This window comes from Nonomuraea rhodomycinica (genome assembly GCF_013363995.1).
GTDB classification, from domain to species: domain Bacteria; phylum Actinomycetota; class Actinomycetes; order Streptosporangiales; family Streptosporangiaceae; genus Nonomuraea; species Nonomuraea rhodomycinica.
Map to the genome: position 1 here is coordinate 224,156 of NZ_JABWGO010000004.1, position 16,562 is coordinate 240,717.

16 protein-coding genes are annotated in these 16,562 nt (G+C 74.3%); 10 read left to right on the forward strand and 6 right to left on the reverse strand.

Annotated elements, in window-relative coordinates; translation table 11 throughout:
• The first annotated feature begins 24 nt into the window (after positions 1-24).
• The 5 genes from HT134_RS19745 to HT134_RS19765 all read left to right on the forward strand — a co-directional run bounded on the left by HT134_RS19745 (position 25) and on the right by HT134_RS19765 (position 5,722).
• Complete coding sequence (locus HT134_RS19745; protein WP_175601894.1) at positions 25-840, forward strand: SAM-dependent methyltransferase; 816 nt, start codon at positions 25-27, stop codon at positions 838-840.
• Positions 841-1,038: 198 nt separating this feature from the next.
• The gene (locus HT134_RS19750; protein ID WP_175601895.1) at positions 1,039-1,920 is read left to right on the forward strand and encodes a DMT family transporter; all 882 of its coding nucleotides are present in this window, start codon (positions 1,039-1,041) and stop codon (positions 1,918-1,920) included.
• A 183-nt stretch (positions 1,921-2,103) separates the two neighbouring features.
• Positions 2,104-4,299: an accessory Sec system translocase SecA2 gene (gene secA2, locus HT134_RS19755; protein ID WP_446685760.1), complete on the forward strand. Its 2,196-nt coding sequence runs from the start codon at positions 2,104-2,106 to the stop codon at positions 4,297-4,299.
• Positions 4,300-4,352: 53 nt separating this feature from the next.
• Complete coding sequence (locus tag HT134_RS19760) at positions 4,353-4,730, forward strand: VOC family protein (RefSeq protein WP_175601897.1); 378 nt, start codon at positions 4,353-4,355, stop codon at positions 4,728-4,730.
• Positions 4,731-4,837: 107 nt separating this feature from the next.
• The gene (locus HT134_RS19765; protein ID WP_175601898.1) at positions 4,838-5,722 is read left to right on the forward strand and encodes a DMT family protein; all 885 of its coding nucleotides are present in this window, start codon (positions 4,838-4,840) and stop codon (positions 5,720-5,722) included.
• Here the strand turns inward: HT134_RS19765 and HT134_RS19770 are convergent.
• On the reverse strand, positions 5,625-6,857 hold the full coding sequence (locus tag HT134_RS19770) for an FAD-dependent monooxygenase (RefSeq protein WP_175601899.1): 1,233 nt from the start codon (positions 6,855-6,857) through the stop codon (positions 5,625-5,627). The two genes, HT134_RS19765 and HT134_RS19770, sit on opposite strands and share 98 nt — an antisense overlap.
• 94 nt (positions 6,858-6,951) lie before the next feature.
• On the opposite strand from HT134_RS19770, the gene HT134_RS19775 reads away from it, so the two are divergent.
• A complete protein-coding gene (locus HT134_RS19775) occupies positions 6,952-7,530 on the forward strand; it encodes a TetR/AcrR family transcriptional regulator (RefSeq protein WP_312888249.1) in 579 nt (192 codons plus the stop codon).
• Positions 7,531-7,541: 11 nt separating this feature from the next.
• Here the strand turns inward: HT134_RS19775 and HT134_RS19780 are convergent, their stop codons facing one another.
• Positions 7,542-8,123, reverse strand: coding sequence for a GNAT family N-acetyltransferase (locus HT134_RS19780; RefSeq protein ID WP_175601900.1), 582 nt, complete (start codon positions 8,121-8,123; stop codon positions 7,542-7,544).
• Between the two features lie 125 nt (positions 8,124-8,248).
• Here HT134_RS19780 and HT134_RS19785 point away from each other — a divergent pair, with 125 nt between their 5' ends.
• Genes HT134_RS19785 through HT134_RS19795 form a run of 3 tightly spaced genes read left to right on the forward strand, consistent with a single transcriptional unit; the run spans position 8,249 to position 11,762 of the window.
• The gene (locus tag HT134_RS19785; protein ID WP_175601901.1) at positions 8,249-9,451 is read left to right on the forward strand and encodes an acyl-CoA dehydrogenase family protein; all 1,203 of its coding nucleotides are present in this window, start codon (positions 8,249-8,251) and stop codon (positions 9,449-9,451) included.
• Positions 9,452-9,471: 20 nt separating this feature from the next.
• Complete coding sequence (locus tag HT134_RS19790) at positions 9,472-10,635, forward strand: acyl-CoA dehydrogenase family protein (RefSeq protein WP_175601902.1); 1,164 nt, start codon at positions 9,472-9,474, stop codon at positions 10,633-10,635.
• Positions 10,632-11,762, forward strand: coding sequence for an acyl-CoA dehydrogenase family protein (locus HT134_RS19795; RefSeq protein WP_175601903.1), 1,131 nt, complete (start codon positions 10,632-10,634; stop codon positions 11,760-11,762). Before HT134_RS19790 ends, HT134_RS19795 begins: the two co-directional genes overlap by 4 nt.
• Here HT134_RS19795 and HT134_RS19800 read toward each other — a convergent pair.
• Complete coding sequence (locus tag HT134_RS19800) at positions 11,721-12,347, reverse strand: TetR/AcrR family transcriptional regulator (protein WP_175602219.1); 627 nt, start codon at positions 12,345-12,347, stop codon at positions 11,721-11,723. The two genes, HT134_RS19795 and HT134_RS19800, sit on opposite strands and share 42 nt — an antisense overlap.
• A 153-nt stretch (positions 12,348-12,500) precedes the next feature.
• Between HT134_RS19800 and HT134_RS19805 the strand changes: the two genes are divergently transcribed.
• Positions 12,501-13,265, forward strand: a complete 765-nt coding sequence (locus HT134_RS19805) for a nuclease-related domain-containing protein (protein ID WP_175601904.1) — start codon at positions 12,501-12,503, stop codon at positions 13,263-13,265.
• 18 nt (positions 13,266-13,283) lie between these two features.
• On the opposite strand, the gene HT134_RS19810 is transcribed toward HT134_RS19805, so the two are convergent.
• Genes HT134_RS19810 through HT134_RS19820 form a run of 3 tightly spaced genes read right to left on the reverse strand, consistent with a single transcriptional unit; the run spans position 13,284 to position 16,539 of the window.
• Positions 13,284-13,646 (reverse strand): STAS domain-containing protein, encoded by a 363-nt coding sequence (locus HT134_RS19810; protein WP_175601905.1) that lies wholly within the window; start codon positions 13,644-13,646, stop codon positions 13,284-13,286.
• The gene (locus HT134_RS19815) at positions 13,643-14,914 is read right to left on the reverse strand and encodes a cobalamin B12-binding domain-containing protein (protein WP_175601906.1); all 1,272 of its coding nucleotides are present in this window, start codon (positions 14,912-14,914) and stop codon (positions 13,643-13,645) included. Before HT134_RS19815 ends, HT134_RS19810 begins: the two co-directional genes overlap by 4 nt.
• A complete protein-coding gene (locus HT134_RS19820; protein ID WP_312888251.1) occupies positions 14,911-16,539 on the reverse strand; it encodes a PP2C family protein-serine/threonine phosphatase in 1,629 nt (542 codons plus the stop codon). Before HT134_RS19820 ends, HT134_RS19815 begins: the two co-directional genes overlap by 4 nt.
• Positions 16,540-16,562: the final 23 nt, after the last annotated feature.

The following is a 16,562-nucleotide window of genomic DNA, read 5'->3' on the forward strand; positions in this document are numbered from 1 at the left end:
CACGACGATCGAAGGAGAGCCCGGATGAGCGAGTGGCCGCAGGAGGAGTGGGCGCCGGCCGGCGTCGATCCGTCCACGCCCAGCGTCGCCCGCGTCCACGACGCCCTCCTCGGCGGCATGGAGAACTTCGCCGCCGACCGGTCCGTCGCCCGGCGGCTGAAGGAGGCCGTGCCCGAGGTGGTGGACCTGGTCTGGTGCGACCGGGCGTTCGTCGGCCGGGTCGTCGACTTCCTCGTCCGCGAGGCCGGGATCCGGCAGCTCGTCGATCTCGGCGCCGGCCTGCCCACCGTCGAGAACACCCACGAGGTCGCCCAGTTCGCCGACCCCTCGACCCGCGTCGTCTACGTGGACGTCGACCCGATGGTGGAGCCGCACGCCCGCGCCATCCTCGGCGGCAACCCGTACGCGACCGCCGTCACCGCCGACGCCCGCGACGTCACCGCCGTGCTCGGCCACCCCGAGCTGCGCCGGCTCATCGACCTGTCGCGGCCCGTCGGGGTGCTCGCGATCGGGCTGCTGCACCTGTTCCCCGACCAGGACGACCCCCACGGCGTCGTCCGGCGCTACATGGACGCGCTGCCGTCCGGCAGCCACCTGGCCGCCTCCAACATGCTGGCCTCCGCCAACCCGAAGGCCAAGGCGCTGGAGGTGATGCTCCAGGCCACGATGGGCACCGGCCACTTCCGCACCCGCGAGGAGATCGGCCGCTACTTCGACGGGCTGGAGCTGGTGGAGCCCGGCCTGGTCCACTTCCCCGAGTGGCGGCCCGACGAGCGGCTGCCCCACCCGCTGGCCAGCTGGGAGCAGCTCCTCCTCGGCGGCGTCGCCCGCAAACCCTGACGGATCGGCGCGCGGTGACAGGGGTGTGCCCGCGCCGCTAGGGTGGGGGACGTGCCGCGCAACCTGATCTGCTCCCCGCCGCCCGCCCTGTAGCGGGCGGCCTCCTTCGCTGACATCTCGCCGGGTCTGAGCCGATCCGGGGATGGTCGCCGCCCGCGTACGGGCCCCTTCCGACCACTCCACCCGGAGAGATCTGTCATGACTGCTGTCCCCGCTTCCCTTTCCGCGCGCCGGGGAGCCCTCTACATGTCCGCGGCGGCGGCCGCCTGGGGAACCGGCGGCGCCGCGGGATCCCTGCTGTTCCAGACCGCCGGGCTCGGCCCGGCCGGCGTCTCCCTGTGGCGCTACGCCCTCGGCGCGCTGTTCCTCCTCGGCATCCTCCGGCTCACCGGCGGCTCCCTCCCGCGGCTCAGCGCCCGGGTGGTCGTCGTGGGCGCCGGGATGGCCGTCTACCAGGCCGCCTACTTCGCCGCCATCGAACGCTCCGGCGTCGCCGTCGCGACCGTCGTGACGATGGGCGCCACCCCGGTCATCACCGAGCTGGGCGGGCGGCTGCTGCTCGGCGAGCGGTCCGGCCGCACCGGGCTGCTCGCGCTGGCCGCCGCGCTGGCCGGGCTGTTCCTGCTCACGGGCGAGAGCGTGCTGGCGGGCGGCGGCCGGCTGGGCGGCGTCGGGTTCGCCCTGCTGTCGGCCGCCGGGTACGCCGCGGTGACGCTGTACTCCCGGCGGCACCGGGACGACTCCGGCGCCATGGCCGTGGGCGGCTTCGTCGTCGGCGCGCTGTGCCTGACGCCGTTCGCGCTGGTCGGGGGCGCCGTGCCCGAGCCGAGCCTGACCACCGCGGCGCTGCTGCTCTATCTCGGCGCGGTGCCGACGGCGCTGGCCTACGCGCTGTTCTTCCGGGCGCTGACCACGCTGCGGGCCGCCACGGTGTCGGTCATCTCCCTCGGCGAGGCCGTCTTCGCGGCCGTGCTCGGCGTGCTGCTGTTCGGCGAGCGGCTGAGCGTGCTCGGCTGGGCGGGCTGCGCGCTCCTCACGGTCGCCGTCGTGCTGCCGGCCGTCCGTCCCGAGCAGCGGTGACGGGCTGAACCGGGGAGCGGGGCGGCGGCGCGGGAGGCCGTGCACCTCCCCGTATGGGTTAGGGTCCGGTACGGCGACGCATGCCGTACCGTCGCTCCGCTCCCCACTTCGGACACACTTGTGGAGGTGGGCACGAGGGGAACGCGGCCGGGCAGAGCGCGCGTTGGAGGGACTGTGGCGTCGATTTCCGGAATCTTGAAGAACCTCCTGGACCGTCCGGGAGGAGTGAGTCTGGGCCCGTACCAGAAGGTCGTGAAGGCGGCCGGCGCGCTGGCCGGTTCGATCGGCGCCCTGGACGAGCTGCCCCGCCCCGCGATGGACGACCTGGCGAGGTTCTGCGCCGTCGCCCGGGAGGCCGCCGACCGCTCGCTCGGGCTCAGGCCGTACGACGCGCAGCTCCTCGGCACGCTCGCGCTGCTCGACGGCAAGGTCGCCGAGATGGCGACCGGCGAGGGCAAGACGCTGTCCGGCGCGATGGCCGCCGCCGGCTACGCCCTGCAGGGCAGGCGTGTGCACGTCATGTCCGTCAACGACTACCTGGCCCGGCGCGACGCCGAGTGGATGGCGCCCTTCTACGCGGCCATGGGCGTGACGGTCGGCTGGGTCGGGCAGTCGTCCACCCACGAGGAGCGCCGCGAGGCGTACGCGAAGGACGTCACCTACGGCGCCGTCAGCGAGATGGGCTTCGACGTGCTGCGCGACCGCCTGCGCACCGACCCGGCCGAGCTGATCGTGCCCGCCCCCGAGGTCGTGCTGGTGGACGAGGCCGACTCCGTGCTGGTGGACGAGGCTCGCGTGCCGCTCGTCATGGCCGGCGCCTCCGACGCGGGCAGCGCCGTGCCCGAGATGGCCGCCCTGGTCAGGCAGCTCGTCCGCGGCTACCACTACGAGGTGGACGACCAGGCGCGCAACGTCTACCTGACCCCCAAGGGCGCCGACACGGTCGAGAACCTGCTGTCGGTCGACCTCTACGACGAGAACGAGCCCGGCACGCTCATCGAGCTCAACCTCGCCCTGCACGCCCACGTCCTGCTCACCCGCGACGTCGACTACATCGTCCGCGACGGCAAGGTGCAGCTCATCAACGCCTCCCGCGGCCGGGTCGCGCTGCTCCAGCGCTGGCCCGACGGCCTGCAGGCGGCCGTGGAGGCCAAGGAGGCGCTGGCGCCCAGCGAGAAGGGCGAGATCCTCGACTCCATCACCGTGCAGGGCCTCATCCGCCGCTACCCGCAGATCTGCGGCATGACCGGCACGGCCGTCGCGGTCAGCGAGCAGCTCGGCGAGTTCTACGGGCTCAAGGTCGCCGTCATCCCGTCCAACCGGCCCTGCGTCCGGAAGGACGAGCCCGACCGGGTCTACCCGGACGTGCCGGAGAAGGAGGCCGCGCTCGTCGAGGAGATCCAGGCCGTCCACGCCACCGGCCGGCCCATCCTCATCGGCACCCTGGACGTGGCCGAGTCGGAGAACCTGGCCCGCCTGCTGCGGCGGCGCGACCTCGACCCGGTCGTGCTCAACGCCAAGAACGACGCCGAGGAGGCGTCGATCATCGCCCGGGCCGGCGAGCGCGACGCCATCACCGTCTCCACGCAGATGGCCGGGCGCGGCACCGACATCCGCCTCGGCGACGGCGTGGCCGAGCTGGGCGGCCTGTACGTCATCGGCTCCGGCCGCCACGCCAGCAGCCGCCTCGACGACCAGCTCCGCGGCCGGGCCGGACGGCAGGGCGACCCCGGCGGCTCGGTGTTCTTCGTCAGCATGCGCGACGACCTGGTCACCCAGTTCGCGCCCGACGAGCGGCCGCCCGCCCCCGACGCCGACGGCGTGGTCCGGCACCGCCGCGGCGCCTACGTCGTCGCCCACGCCCAGCGCGTCGCCGAGGGCGTCAACCTGCAGATCCACCGCAACACCTGGCGCTACACCCGGCTGCTGGAGCAGCAGCGCGAGCTCATCCTGGAGTGGCGCGACAAGGTCCTGCACGGCGACGCCGCCGCGCGGGCGCTGGCCGAGGGCGACCCCGAGCGGTGGGCGTCCATGCCCGAGGACACCCGCGAGGAGACGGCCCGGCAGATCGTGCTGCACGCCATCGACCGCTGCTGGACCGAGCACCTGGCGTTCCTCACCGACCTGCGCGAGGGCATCCACCTGCGGGCCCTGGGCCGGATGAGCCCGATCGACGAGTTCCACCGCGAGGCGGTCGCCGAGTACAAGGCGATGCTGGAGGAGGTCGAGCGGCGCTCGCTGGAGGCGTTCGAGGCGCCCGAGCCCGACCTGAAGCGGCCCACGGCGACGTGGACGTACATGGTGCAGGACAACCCGTTCGGCACCGAGTGGGACCGCATCCTCAAGCGCATGGGACCGGACAGCCGCCGTCGCGGATGATCGCTCGCCGTACCTGACAGAAGATGGCAGGTACGGCTGGCAGGCTTTGAGCCATGACAACGAAGGCGAAGCTCCTGGCCGTCACCATCGACTGCGCGGAGCCCAAGAAGCTGGCCGAGTTCTACCACCAGGTCACCGGCCTCGACCTGCAGTACGCCGAGGAGGAGTACGCCGCGGTCGGCGACGGCACCACGAACATCTACTTCGGCCGGGTCCCCGAGCGCGAGCCCGCCCCCTGGCCCGGCCCGGCCAAGCAGTTCCACCTCGACTTCCGGGTGCCCGACGTGGAGAAGGCGGCCGAGGAGTACATCGCGCTGGGGGCCACCAAGCCCGACTTCCAGCCCGGCGTCAGCGAGGAGGGAGGCGTCCGCTGGATCGTGCTGCGCGACCCCGAGGGGCACCTGTTCTGCGTGTGCCCCGAGCAGTCCTGAAGCCGCCCGGGGGCCGGGATTGTCCTAAAGGATGATTCCCGCGCTCCGCTTCCCTCATAAGCTGGAGCAATGCTCCTCCACTTTCCCCTGCCCCTGCGTGGGCGCCGATGACCTGGGCCGGACTCCTCATCGCCCTGCTCGGCGCCCTGGGATACGCGCTCGGGGCGGCCCTGCAACAGTACGAGGCCGTGGCGGCCGGCGCCTCGCTCAAGCTCGTGCGACGGCCCCGCTGGTGGATCGGCGGAGTCATCGGGTTCACCGGGGCCAGCCTGCACGCCGTCGCGCTCAGCTTCGCGCCGCTGGTCGCGGTGCAGCCCATCAGCGTGGCCACGCTCGTGTTCGCCGTGCCGCTGGCCGCGCTGATGTACGGGCGGCGGCCGTACCGGGCCGAGGTCCTCGGCTCGATCGCCGTGGCCGTCGGGCTCGTGTGGCTCATGCTGCTCGTGCCGGCCCACAACGTCGTCCCGCACCTCAGCGACGGCGCCGCGCTCGCGTTCATCGGCGTGATCGCGGTCATCGCGGTGGCCGCCGAGCTGGTCTCCCGCCGGCTGCGCGGCCCCGCCAAGGCGCTGCTGATGTCGGTGGGCGCGGGGGCCGTCACGGCCAGCGTGTCCACGTTCGTGCGCGTGGTGGGCGGCGGCATGCAGGGCGACTGGAGCAGGCTGCTGCACTGGTTCACGCTGGCCGTGCCGGTGCTGCTGGTCTGCGCCGTGGTGCTGCTCCAGCGCTCGTACGCCGTCGGCTACTTCGGCATCGCGTACGCGGGCGTCCAGGTCGTCGACCCGGTCACCTCCGTGCTGGCCGGCGCGATCCTGCTGGGCGAGCCGCTGCCGGCCAGCCCCTCCACGGCCATCCCGGCGCTGCTCGCCGGGGCGCTCACCGTCGCCGGCACCATCACGCTCGGGCGGCTGGCCCCCGACCACTCGCGGCCGGCCGCGGTGGAGTCCATTCCAGCACCCCCCGCACTGACCGCAGCATCAGAGCGGAACTGAACCGGGCCGCGAGGGCCATGCCGGCGTCGCGCAGCGACACCGCGACCGGGTTGCGGATCTTCGTCGCCCGGCAGATCGCCGTCGAGCGCCGCGTGATCGCGGTCGTCCGCTCCAGCCGGGCGGCCGAGTAGGCGGCGAGACCACCCCCCACCACGGAAGCCGGCCCCTCTCCGACCGCGTGCGCCGGCCCCTCTCCGACCGCGTGCGCCAGCCCCTCTCCCACCGCGTGCGCCAGCACGACCGCGTCCTCGATGGCCTGGCAGGCGCCCTGGCCCAGGTTGGGCGTCATCGGGTGGGCCGCGTCGCCCACCAGCGCCACCCGGCCCCGGTGGTAGGCCGGCAGCGGCGTGGCGAACGCGTGGACGTCATTGCGCACGATCCGCTCCGGCCGGACGGCGGCCAGCAGCGAGGGGATCGGCTCGTGCCAGTCGCCGAACCGGCGCAGCAGCTCCTCCCGCTCGTCCCCGTGGACGGCGCCCTCGGGGGACAGGTCCGTGGCGTAGAAGTAGACGACGTCGTCGGCCAGGAGATGCACGCCGAACACCCGGCCCCCGCCCCACGTCTCGGTGCTGCGCAGCGGGCGGCCGTCCCACGGCACCAGTCCGCGCCAGGCCGTCACCCCCGCGTACACGGGGCCCGGATGCCCGGGGAAGAGCGCGCGGCGGGTCGCCGAGCGGATGCCGTCGGCGGCCACGACCAGATCGGCCGCGTGCTCGCCCCGGTCGGTGCGGACCACACCGGTGCCGGCGTCCACGCCGGTCACGGTGACGCCCAGGCGCAGGGCGTCCGCGCCCAGCGCCGCCGCCAGCAGGTCCACCAGCGTCGCCCGCGCGAGCACCACCACCGAGTCGCCGAACTCCTCCTGCGCCCGCTCCGCCGTCGTGTGCGCCAGCCACCGGCCGTCCGGGCGGCGGATGCCCACCCGCCCCTGCATCCGTGACAGTTCGCGCGCCCGGTCGCCGAGGCCGAGCGTGTCGAGCGCGCGCAGCGCGTTCACCGCGAGAGCGAGCCCTGATCCGACCGGCTCCATCCGCTCGGCGCGCTCCAGCACGGTCACCTCCCATCCCGCCTGGCGCAGCGCGATCCCCGCGCTCAGCCCGCCGATCCCCGCCCCGATCACCACAGCAGCCGGCATCGCCGCCTCCTTAACTACGTCTGTAGTCTCACTGTACTACCGCTGTAGTGAGCGCGACTACGGGTGTAGTCGGCGCCTCGTAGGATCGGTGACCGTGAAACGTTCAGAGGCGGTCGCGGAGGCGGCCATCACGCTGCTGGCCGAGCGCGGCATGCGCGGCCTGACCCACCGGGCCGTGGACGAGGCCGCCGGCCTGCCGCCCGGCTCCACCTCCAACCTCGCCCGCACCCGCGCCGCGCTGCTCGAACTCACGCTGACCCGCCTCGTGGAGCTGGAGGAACGCGCCCTCGGCCCCGCCCTGGAGGCCGGGCCGGCCGCGCTCGCCCGCCGGCCGTCGCGCGAGGCCCTGACGGAACTCCTGGTGGAGGCGCTGCACGTGCAGATCGCCGACGCCCGGCGCACGCTGGCCCGCTACGAGCTGGCCCTGGAGGCGACCCGGCGGCCCGAGCTGCGCCGCGTCTACGACCGGGCGGGCCGCCGCTTCCGCGACCCGGCGGTGGCGCTGCTGGCCGTTTTGGGCTCGCCCGATCCGGTACGGCACTCCCGGCAGCTCGTGGCGTTCACCGAGGGCGTCATGTTCGACGCGATCGCCGGGGCGGGGGAGCGGCCGTCGCGGGAGGACAGCCGCGCGGCGATCCGCGAGCTGCTCGACGGCATGCTGGGGCCCGCCTGAGCCGTCCCGGTTCAGGCGGTGGCGGTGAGGCGGGCGCGGTGGGCCGGCCACTCCTCCTGGAGGATGCCGAAGACGACCGTGTCGCGCCAGGTGCCGTCCGGCCGCCTGCGGTGGCGCCGCAGGGTGCCCTCGTGGACGCCGCCGATCCGCCGGATCGCGGTCTGGGAGCGCGTGTTCAGCACGTCGGTCTTGAGCATGACGCGGTTGTAGGCCGGCTCGCCGAAGGCGTGGTCGATGAGCAGCACCTTGCAGTTCGTGTTCACGGCCGTGCGCCAGACCGCCCTGCCGTACCACGTCCAGCCGATCTCGACGCTCTCGTCGAAGCCGGGCACGTCGCAGTAGGTGGTCCAGCCCACGGCCCGGCCGCTCGCGCGCGGGACGACGGCGAGCGGGACGTGCTTGTCGTCCGCGATCAGCCCGGCGGCCACCTCGCGCAGCTCCTCCTCGGTCCCGGGGCGCGTGGGCATCCAGCGCCACACCTTCGGATCGCCGCCCCCGGCGGCGAACAGGTCGGGGACGTGGGCGAGGGTGAGCGGTTCGAGCCGGACGACGTCGTTCTCGAGCACCACGGGGGAGGGCAGCTTCGCGGTCATGGCCGCCAGCCTAAGGGGGTGGCCGTAATGCCGGTTATGGCCACATCGCGGCTTTTGTGAAGAACCACAGGTTCGCGGACGGCCGCTGTCGACACGCATACCGGCCGGTCGGTAGGCTCGGCGCCATGGACTTCGCCTACGACAGCGTCACCGAGGAGTTGCGCGAGCGGCTGCTGCGCTTCATGGACGAGTGCGTCCTTCCGGCCGAGCCCGCCTTCGCCGAACAGGCCGCCACCAGCGGCTGGAGCGCGCCGCCGCTGCTCGCCGACCTCAAGGACGAGGCGCGCAAGCGCGGCCTGTGGAACCTGTTCCTGCCGGGTGCGGACGGCGCCGGGCTGACGAACCTCCAGTACGCGCCCCTGGCGGAGATCATGGGCCGCAGCCCCCACCTCGCGCCCGTCGCGACCAACTGCGCCGCGCCCGACACGGGCAACATGGAGGTGCTGTCGATGTTCGGCAGCGCCTGGCAGCGCGAGGAGTGGCTGCGCCCGCTGCTCGACGGGGAGATCCGGTCCGCGTTCGCGATGACCGAGCCCGACGTGGCCTCCTCCGACGCGACCAACATCGCCACCTCGATCGTGCGCGACGGCGACGAGTACGTGATCAACGGCCGCAAGTGGTTCATCTCGGGCGCCATGAACCCCGAGTGCAAGATCTTCATCGTCATGGGCAAGACCGACCCGGAGGCGCCGTCGCACCGGCAGCAGAGCATGGTGCTGGTGCCCCGCGACACGCCCGGCATGCACATCAGGCGCGGCATGACCGTGTTCGGCTACGACGACGCCGACCACGGCGGCCACGCCGAGATCGTGTTCGAGGACGTGCGCGTGCCGGCCGACAACCTCATCGGCGAGCAGGGCGGCGGCTTCGCCATCGCGCAGGCCCGGCTCGGGCCCGGCCGCATCCACCACTGCATGCGCCTGATCGGCATGGCCGAGCGCGCCGTCGAGCTGATGTGCCGGCGCGCGCTGAGCCGCACCACGTTCGGCAGGCCCGTCGCCCAGCAGGGCGTCGTCCAGGACTGGATCGCCGAGTCCCGCGTCCGCATCGAGCAGCTCCGGCCGCTCGTCCTCAGGACGGCCTGGCTCATGGACACCGTCGGCAACCAGGGCGCCCACACCGAGATCCAGGCCATCAAGATCGCGACCCCGGCGGCCGTCGAGTGGATCCTCGACAAGGCCATCCAGGTCCACGGGGCCGGCGGCGTCTCCCAGGACTTCCCGCTGGCCGGCCTGTGGGCCGGGGCCCGCTCCCTGCGCCTGGCCGACGGCCCGGACGAGGTCCACAAGCGTTCCCTGGCCTACCGCGAGCTGAAGAAGTACATGTGACATCGATCGGAGGGTCCCGAGTGGAGGAAGCACGGCTCAGGGAACTGGCGGCGGAGTTCCTCGCCCGCCACGACCCGGGAGGCGACCGGCTGGAGTTCCTGCGGGCCAGGTTCGACGCCGGGCTGGCCTGGGTGTGGTACCCGGAGGGCCTCGGCGGCCTCGGGCTGGCGCCCGAGCTGCAACGCGTGGTGGACGAGGAGCTGGCCGGCACCCCGCAGATCGACGTCGGCCTCCAGGGCATCGGCCTCGGCATGGCGGCCCCCACGATCCTCACGTTCGGCACCGAGGAGCAGCGGCGCCGCTTCCTGCGCCCGCTGTGGACCGGCGAGGAGATCTGGTGCCAGCTCTTCAGCGAGCCCGGCGCCGGCTCCGACCTCGCCACGCTCGCCACCCGCGCCGTCAGGGACGGCGACGAGTGGGTCGTGGACGGGCAGAAGGTGTGGACGTCCGGCGCCCACCACGCCCGGTGGGGGATCCTGGTCGCCCGCACCGACCCGGGCGTGCCCAAGCACCGCGGCCTGACGTACTTCGTCTGCGACATGCGCGCCCCCGGCGTCGAGGTCCGCCCGCTGCGCCAGATCACCGGCGAGGCCGAGTTCAACGAGGTCTTCCTGACCGGCGTGCGGCTGCCCGACGAGCTGCGGCTCGGCCAGGTCGGCGACGGCTGGCGGGTGGCCCAGACCACGCTCATGAACGAGCGGGTCGCCATCGGCGGCGCCCGGGTGCGGCGCGGCGGCGGCATGCTCGGCCCCGTCCTGGACACCTGGCGCGAGCACCCCGAGCTGCGCACCCACGACCTGCACCAGCGGCTGCTCGCCCTGTGGGTGGAGGCCGAGGTGACCCGCCTGTCCGGCGACCGGCTGCGCGAGCAGCTCGCCGCCGGCCAGCCCGGGCCCGAGGGGTCGGGCATGAAGCTGTCGTTCGCCCGGCTCAACCAGGCCATCTCCGGCCTGGAGGTGGAGCTGCGGCGCGACCTCGGCTACGACGACTGGACCTTCCGCCGCTCCGACACCGTCGACTTCTACGGCCGCGGCGCGGGCTACCGCTACCTGCGCGCCAAGGGCAACTCCATCGAGGGCGGCACCTCCGAGATCCTCCGGAACATCATCGCCGAGCGCGTCCTCGGCCTGCCCGCCGAACCCCGCGTCGACAAGGACGTCCCCTGGAAGGACCTGCCGCGATGACCCTGCTGTACTCCGAGGTCGAGGAGGAGCTGCGGGCCGCCGTGCGCGCCGTGCTCGCCGACCGCTGCCCGCCCGCCGCCGTCCTCGCCCGGGCCGAGTCCGAACCGTACGACCCGAGCCTGTGGAAGACGCTCGCCGTCGAGGTCGGCGTGGCCGGCCTGCTGGTGCCGGAGGAGCACGGAGGCGCCGGGGCGACGGCCAGCGAGGCGGCGGTGGTGCTGGAGGAGCTGGGGCGCGGGGTGGCGCCGGTGCCGTTCTTCACCAGCTCGGTCCTGGCCACGTACGCGCTGGTGCGGGCCGGTGAGGCGGGCGCCGGTGAGGAGGTGGGCGGGCTGCTGGGGCGGCTCGCTGAGGGGCGGGCGACGGCCGCGCTGGTGGTCCCGTTCGCGGCCTCGCCCTACCGGCCCTGGCCGGTCCGCGGCGGCGTGAGCGAGGCGGCGGACGCGACGGGGGAGCGGCTCTCCGGGAGCGTGGCCGGGGTGGCGGGGGCGGACGTGGCCGACGTCCTGGTCGTCCCGGTGCCCGGCCCGGACGGGACGGCGGTCCTGTACGCCGTGGACCGCGAGGCGGCGGCCGTCGAGGCGGCGCCGTCGCTGGACCTGACGCGGCCGGTGGCCACCGTGACGCTCGACGGGGCGCCGGCCGCCCGGCTGGGCGTCGTGGACCTGGCCGAGGTGCTGCGGTTCGGCGCGGGGCTGCTGGCCTCCGAGCAGCTCGGCGTGGCCGAGTGGTGCCTGGAGACCACGCTCGCGTACGTCAAGGAACGCCGCCAGTTCGCGCGGCCGGTGGGCTCGTTCCAGGCGGTCAAGCACCGGCTGGCGGACCTGTGGCTGGACGTGGTCAGGGCCAGGGCCGCCGCGCGGGCGGCCGTGTCGCTCTCCGGCGAGGCGCGGCCCGACCCGGTGGCGGTCGCCGTGGCCCAGGCGTGGAACGGCGGCGTGGCGGTCCACGTGGCCGAGGAGGCGCTCCAGCTCCACGGCGGGATCGGGATGACCTGGGAGCACCCCGTGCATCTCTTCCTCAAACGCGCGAAGGCCGACGAGATCGCCCTCGGCACGCCGGGCGACCACCGCGAGGCGCTGGCCTCACTGGCCGGCGTGCCCGGCCCCGTCCCTGTCTCTGAGTGAGGTGAGCAGCAGGTCGGCGAAGTGCCGTCCCACCTGGGCGCCGGTCAGCGGCCCGTCCGCGTGGTACCAGGTGCCCAGGTGGTGGACCGAGCCGAAGAAGTAGTCGACGACCAGATCGGCCGGGACCCGGTCGCTGAACGTGCCCTCGCGCTGCCCCTCCGCCACGAGAGCGCGGAAGCGCTCGTGGTAGCGGCGGCGCTCGGCCCGCACGCTCTTCTGCGTCTCGGGCGCGAGCAGGTGCATCGACCGGAAGAAGATCTTGGAGTCGTCGAGGTTGGCCGTGGTGGTCTCGACGACGTCGGCCGCGGCGGCGTGCAGCCGCTCGGCGACCGTGCCGGGGCCGTCGGCGATGCGGGTGAGCCGGTCCATCTGCATGCGCAGCACGCGGGCGTAGATCTCGTGCAGCAGATCATCCTTGGAACTGAAATAGTGGTACATGGCGCCCTTGGTGACGCCTGCCGCCAGCACGATCTCCTGCACGGAGGTGCCCTCGAAGCCCCTCTCGGCGAACAACCGCGTCGCCGCGCCCAGCAGCCGGCCGCGTACCGGTTCTTCCTTCACGTGTCCCCCTTGGTCACCTCCGATAGGATACCGACTGGTCGGTTGATTGGTCTTCGCGGTGCTATTTCCGTCACCTTAGGGTGCCCTTGCCTCAGGTGGGGTATTACTTGACGTGGCGAGGGATCTTCGGCGTGGCAGATCCCGTTTGGTTCCGACTCATCATTCGGGGAGTTTGCCGTGCCCGGTGGCTCTATCTACGTGCAGCAGGACGCGAAGTACGCCGGCTCGTCGCCGCAGTGGTACTACGAGAAGTTCTGGCGTGAGGCGGCCAAGAGCCGCCAGCGATCCCGGATGATCAAGGCGGCCGTGGGGTTCGTGGCCGGCATCGGCCTGGCCCTGCGCTTCGGCCTCGACCCCGTGCCCCTCTACGGCCTCGCGCTCGCGGGCGTCGTCGCCGCCGCCGACTGGTGGTGGGCGTGGAACAGCTTCCGCGCCACGGCGGTCTGGCGCGGCCGGCGGCGCGGCGAGGTCATCACCGGCCGGCTGCTGCGGCGCTCGCTGCGCAGGCGCGGCTACAAGGTCCTCGACGGCCGCGCCATCCGCGGCCAGGCGTCCATCGACCATCTCGTGATCGGCCCCGGCGGGGTGTGGATCGTCGACAACGAGTCGTGGAGCCCCGACGTCGAGATCGCCGCGTACGCCGGACGGCTGTTCTTCGGCGAGAAGTACGGCACCAGCGTCGCCAAGCCGCTGGTCGACACCGCCGACGCGTTCGCCGAGATGCTGACGCGCGAGACCGGGATCGCCGTGACGATCACGCCCCTGCTGGCGGCGCACTCCGGCTCCCTGCCGCGCGGCGGCAGCGTCACGGCCGAAGGGCTGACGCTGCTCAAGCCCCGGCTGGTGGCCCGCCGGATCAGGGCGGCGCGTGAGGTCGTGCTGGACGACGCCCAGATCGAGCTGCTGGCCCGTACGGCGGCCCGCGAGCTCCAGCGCTCCTGACCCTCTCGCGGGCGTGACTCAGGCGCGCTCGTCGCGGCGCGCGGCGGGCTCCCCGGTCAGGTGGTCCAGGGTGCCGGTCACCTCCAGCAGCCGCTGGAGGGCCGGACCCCGGTTGTCCAGGCGCAGCCGCGCGCCCGTCTCGTCCGCCCGGCGGCGGGCCAGGAGCAGCGCCGACAGGCCCCTGGAGTCGCACAGCCGCAGCCCGGCGGCGTCCAGGCGGACCTCCCGGGGCGGGCCGGCGACGGCCAGGGCGGCGTGGACGGCGGCGAGGAACTCGTCCGCGGTCGTGTGGTCGAGGTCGCCGCGCAGGGCGACGCGCAGGGTGCCCGGCTCGGGCGTCTCCAGGGCGAGCTCCAGCGGCTCGGGCGCGAAAGCCCTCACGCCCCTCCTCCGCTGCCGTCGTCGGCGGGCGCGCGCCTGGCGTCGGTGGTGGCGGCGCGCAGGGTCTCGTGCCCGTACGCCAGCATGCCGCTCGTCCGGGGGAAGTCGGTGAGCCGCTCGGCGAGCAGGTCCAGCGCGGGCAGCAGGACGCGGGCGGGCACGCCCCGCGCCGCCAGGATCTCGCCGGTCCACGCCAGGAACCCGCCGAACAGCTCCGGGTCGTCCAGGTAGAGCGCGGTGCCGAGGAACTCCACGATGTGCGCGACGTCCTCGGCGGTGTGGCGGAGCTGCTGGGGCGTGTAGGCGGCCATCGCGGGGATCCGCTCGCGCAGCCCGTCCATGACCTGCCTGACCAGCCGCCGGGCCGACTGGACGACCAGCGTGTACTCCTGGTCGTCCAGGTGCGGCAGGTCGTCCACGGCCTGACGGCCCGGCGCCGGGCGGGGCGGGAGGCCGGCGTCCAGCCCGTCGGCCGCCGAGCGGGCGTCGGGCGCCCAGGCGTCGGCGCCCAGCAGGCGGGCGTAGCGGCCGTCGGGCCCGAACGCGGCGCCGCCCGCCAGCACCGGCGTCCCGGTGGCCTGGCAGGCCGTGATGGCGGCGTGCGCGGCGGGCAGCCGGGTGGCGATCGAGCTGGACAGCGCCACGACGTCCGGGCCCGTGCGGTGCAGGTGCGCGATCAGGTGCGGCGTGGGCACCTGTGCCCCCAGGTGGTCCACCCGCCAGCCGCGCAGGCGCAGCACCTCGGTCAGGATCCGCGCGGGGAACGCGTGCCACTCGCCGTCGATGCACGCCACCGTGACCCGTCCCCGGGGCCGCGCGGGCGCGGAGCCGTGGGGTGCGGGGCTGCGGGGCGCAGGGCCGTGGGGTGCGGGCCGCGTGGGCGCGGAGCCGCGGGCGGCGGGGTGGAGCGCCAGGGCGGCCAGCACCCGCTCGTTGACCGCGGTGATCGTGTGCTCCTGCGCGACCGTGATCCGGTTGGCCGCCCACTCGCGGCCCACCCGGGCCTGGACGGGCGCCACCACGTCCATGAGCAGGCTCTCCATGTCCATGCCGTCGTCGAGCGCGGCCACCACCACGTCCACCGCCGCGTACTCGTCGCCGGCCGCCGCGGCATCCCACAGCAGCCCGGCGCGGCCCACCGCGTCGCCCGTCGGCTCGCCCACCGCGTCGCACGTCGCGTCGCCCACCGGCTCGCACGTCGCGTCGCCCACCGGCTCGCCCGTCGCGACGCCGCCCGGCGCGCCGGGCAGGTCGGCACGTGCCGTCATGAGACGCCCACGCCGGGAGGGAGGGTTCCACGGCCCGCTCGGGGAGCGGTGATCGCGATGACCGCGACGTCGTCGTGGTCGCCGCCGCCCGTCCACTGAGCGGCCAGCATCTGGACGCGTTCGGTCAGCGCCTCGGGCGGCATGCCCGCGCACTGCTCCAGCTCCTCGCGCAGCCGCTGCTCGCCGAACAGCTCGTCGCCCAGCGGCCCGCCGCGCGCCTCGGTCACGCCGTCGGTGTAGAGCAGGCAGGTGTCGCCCGGCTCCAGCTCCACGGTGACGGTGGTGGCGGTCACGGTCTCCAGCATGCCGATCAGCGTGCCCCGCGTGGCCACCTCCTCCACCCGGCCGTCGGCCCGCAGCACCAGGGGCGGCAGGTGTCCCGCGCTGGTCAGCCGTACCGTCGCGCGTGGCCCGTCCCGCCGTACGGACGCCAGCACGAGGGTGACGAACGTCCTGCTGTCACCCCGCAGCAGCACGTCGTTGAGCAGCCCCAGCAGCCGCCCGTGGTCGCCGGCCACCGGCAGCAGCGCGTGCAGCGTGGTGCGGATCCGGCCGGTGAACACCGCCGCCTCCAGGCCCTTGCCGCACACGTCTCCGAGGACCAGCAGCGACTCCCCGCCGGGTTCCGCGGCCGGGTGCAGGTCGTAGAAGTCGCCGCCGACCAGCTCCGTGGCCCCCGCGGGCCGGTAACGGGCGGCCAGCTCCACCCCGTCCAGGCCGCGGGTCGCCGGCGGCAGGAGCTCCCGCATCAGGGTCTCGGTGATCGCCGCCTGCTCGGCGTACAGACGGGCCGCGGACATGGCGGCCCCGGCCCGGGCGGCGAACAGCCGCGCGAACACCTCCTCGCCCTCCGAGAAGCTCGCGTGGTCCGAGCGCCGCAGCAGCACCAGCGCCCCCGCCGGAACCCCGTGGCCGGGCAGGGCCGTGACCACCATGGAGCCCGGCTCGCCCAGCTCGTCGCGGGCCAGCCAGCCGGGGGCCGCGGCGGGGTCGATCCAGCGCGACGGCACCGGCGGGAACCCGCGCAGCGCCTCGGCGAGCCCCGGCACCTCGCGCGGGTCCACGACCGGGTTCTCGCGGACCACGCGGCCGTCCGGCCCGCAGTACGCGACGGGATGCCTGCGCCCGGCCGCGGGCAGGATCACCAGGGCGGCGTCGGCCAGGTGCCGGGCGGCCAGCCGGACCGTGACCTCCATGCAGCGGTCGAGGTTCAGGGAGGAGAGCAGTTCGTTGGACGCCTCGGCGAGGAACGCGGTCCGTTTGCGCTCCAGCCGCAACGCCTCCGCCACTCGCTCGTGGTCGGTGGCGTCCACCAGCCACCAGGTCACCCGGGAGCCGCCGCCGGGCGCGGGATGCGCCTCGAACGCCCGGTCGCCGATGAGTCCCCGTACGGGCGCGGCGGAGCCGGACGCGTCCTCGGTGACGAGGCGGTGGGCTTCCGCGAGCCAGGCCGGCACGGCGTCCGCCAGGGGCACCCCCGGCGCGGCCATGGCCGGCAGCGCGCGCGCCGCGTCGTTGACGTGCTCTATGACGCCGTCGCCGCCGACCAGCAGCACCGGGTACGGCGCGCTTCGCCAGACGGTCCCGGCCGGACCGTGTTCCGCTTCGCTGGTTGCACCCGTCACAATCGCGAGCCCTCGACGCGGGC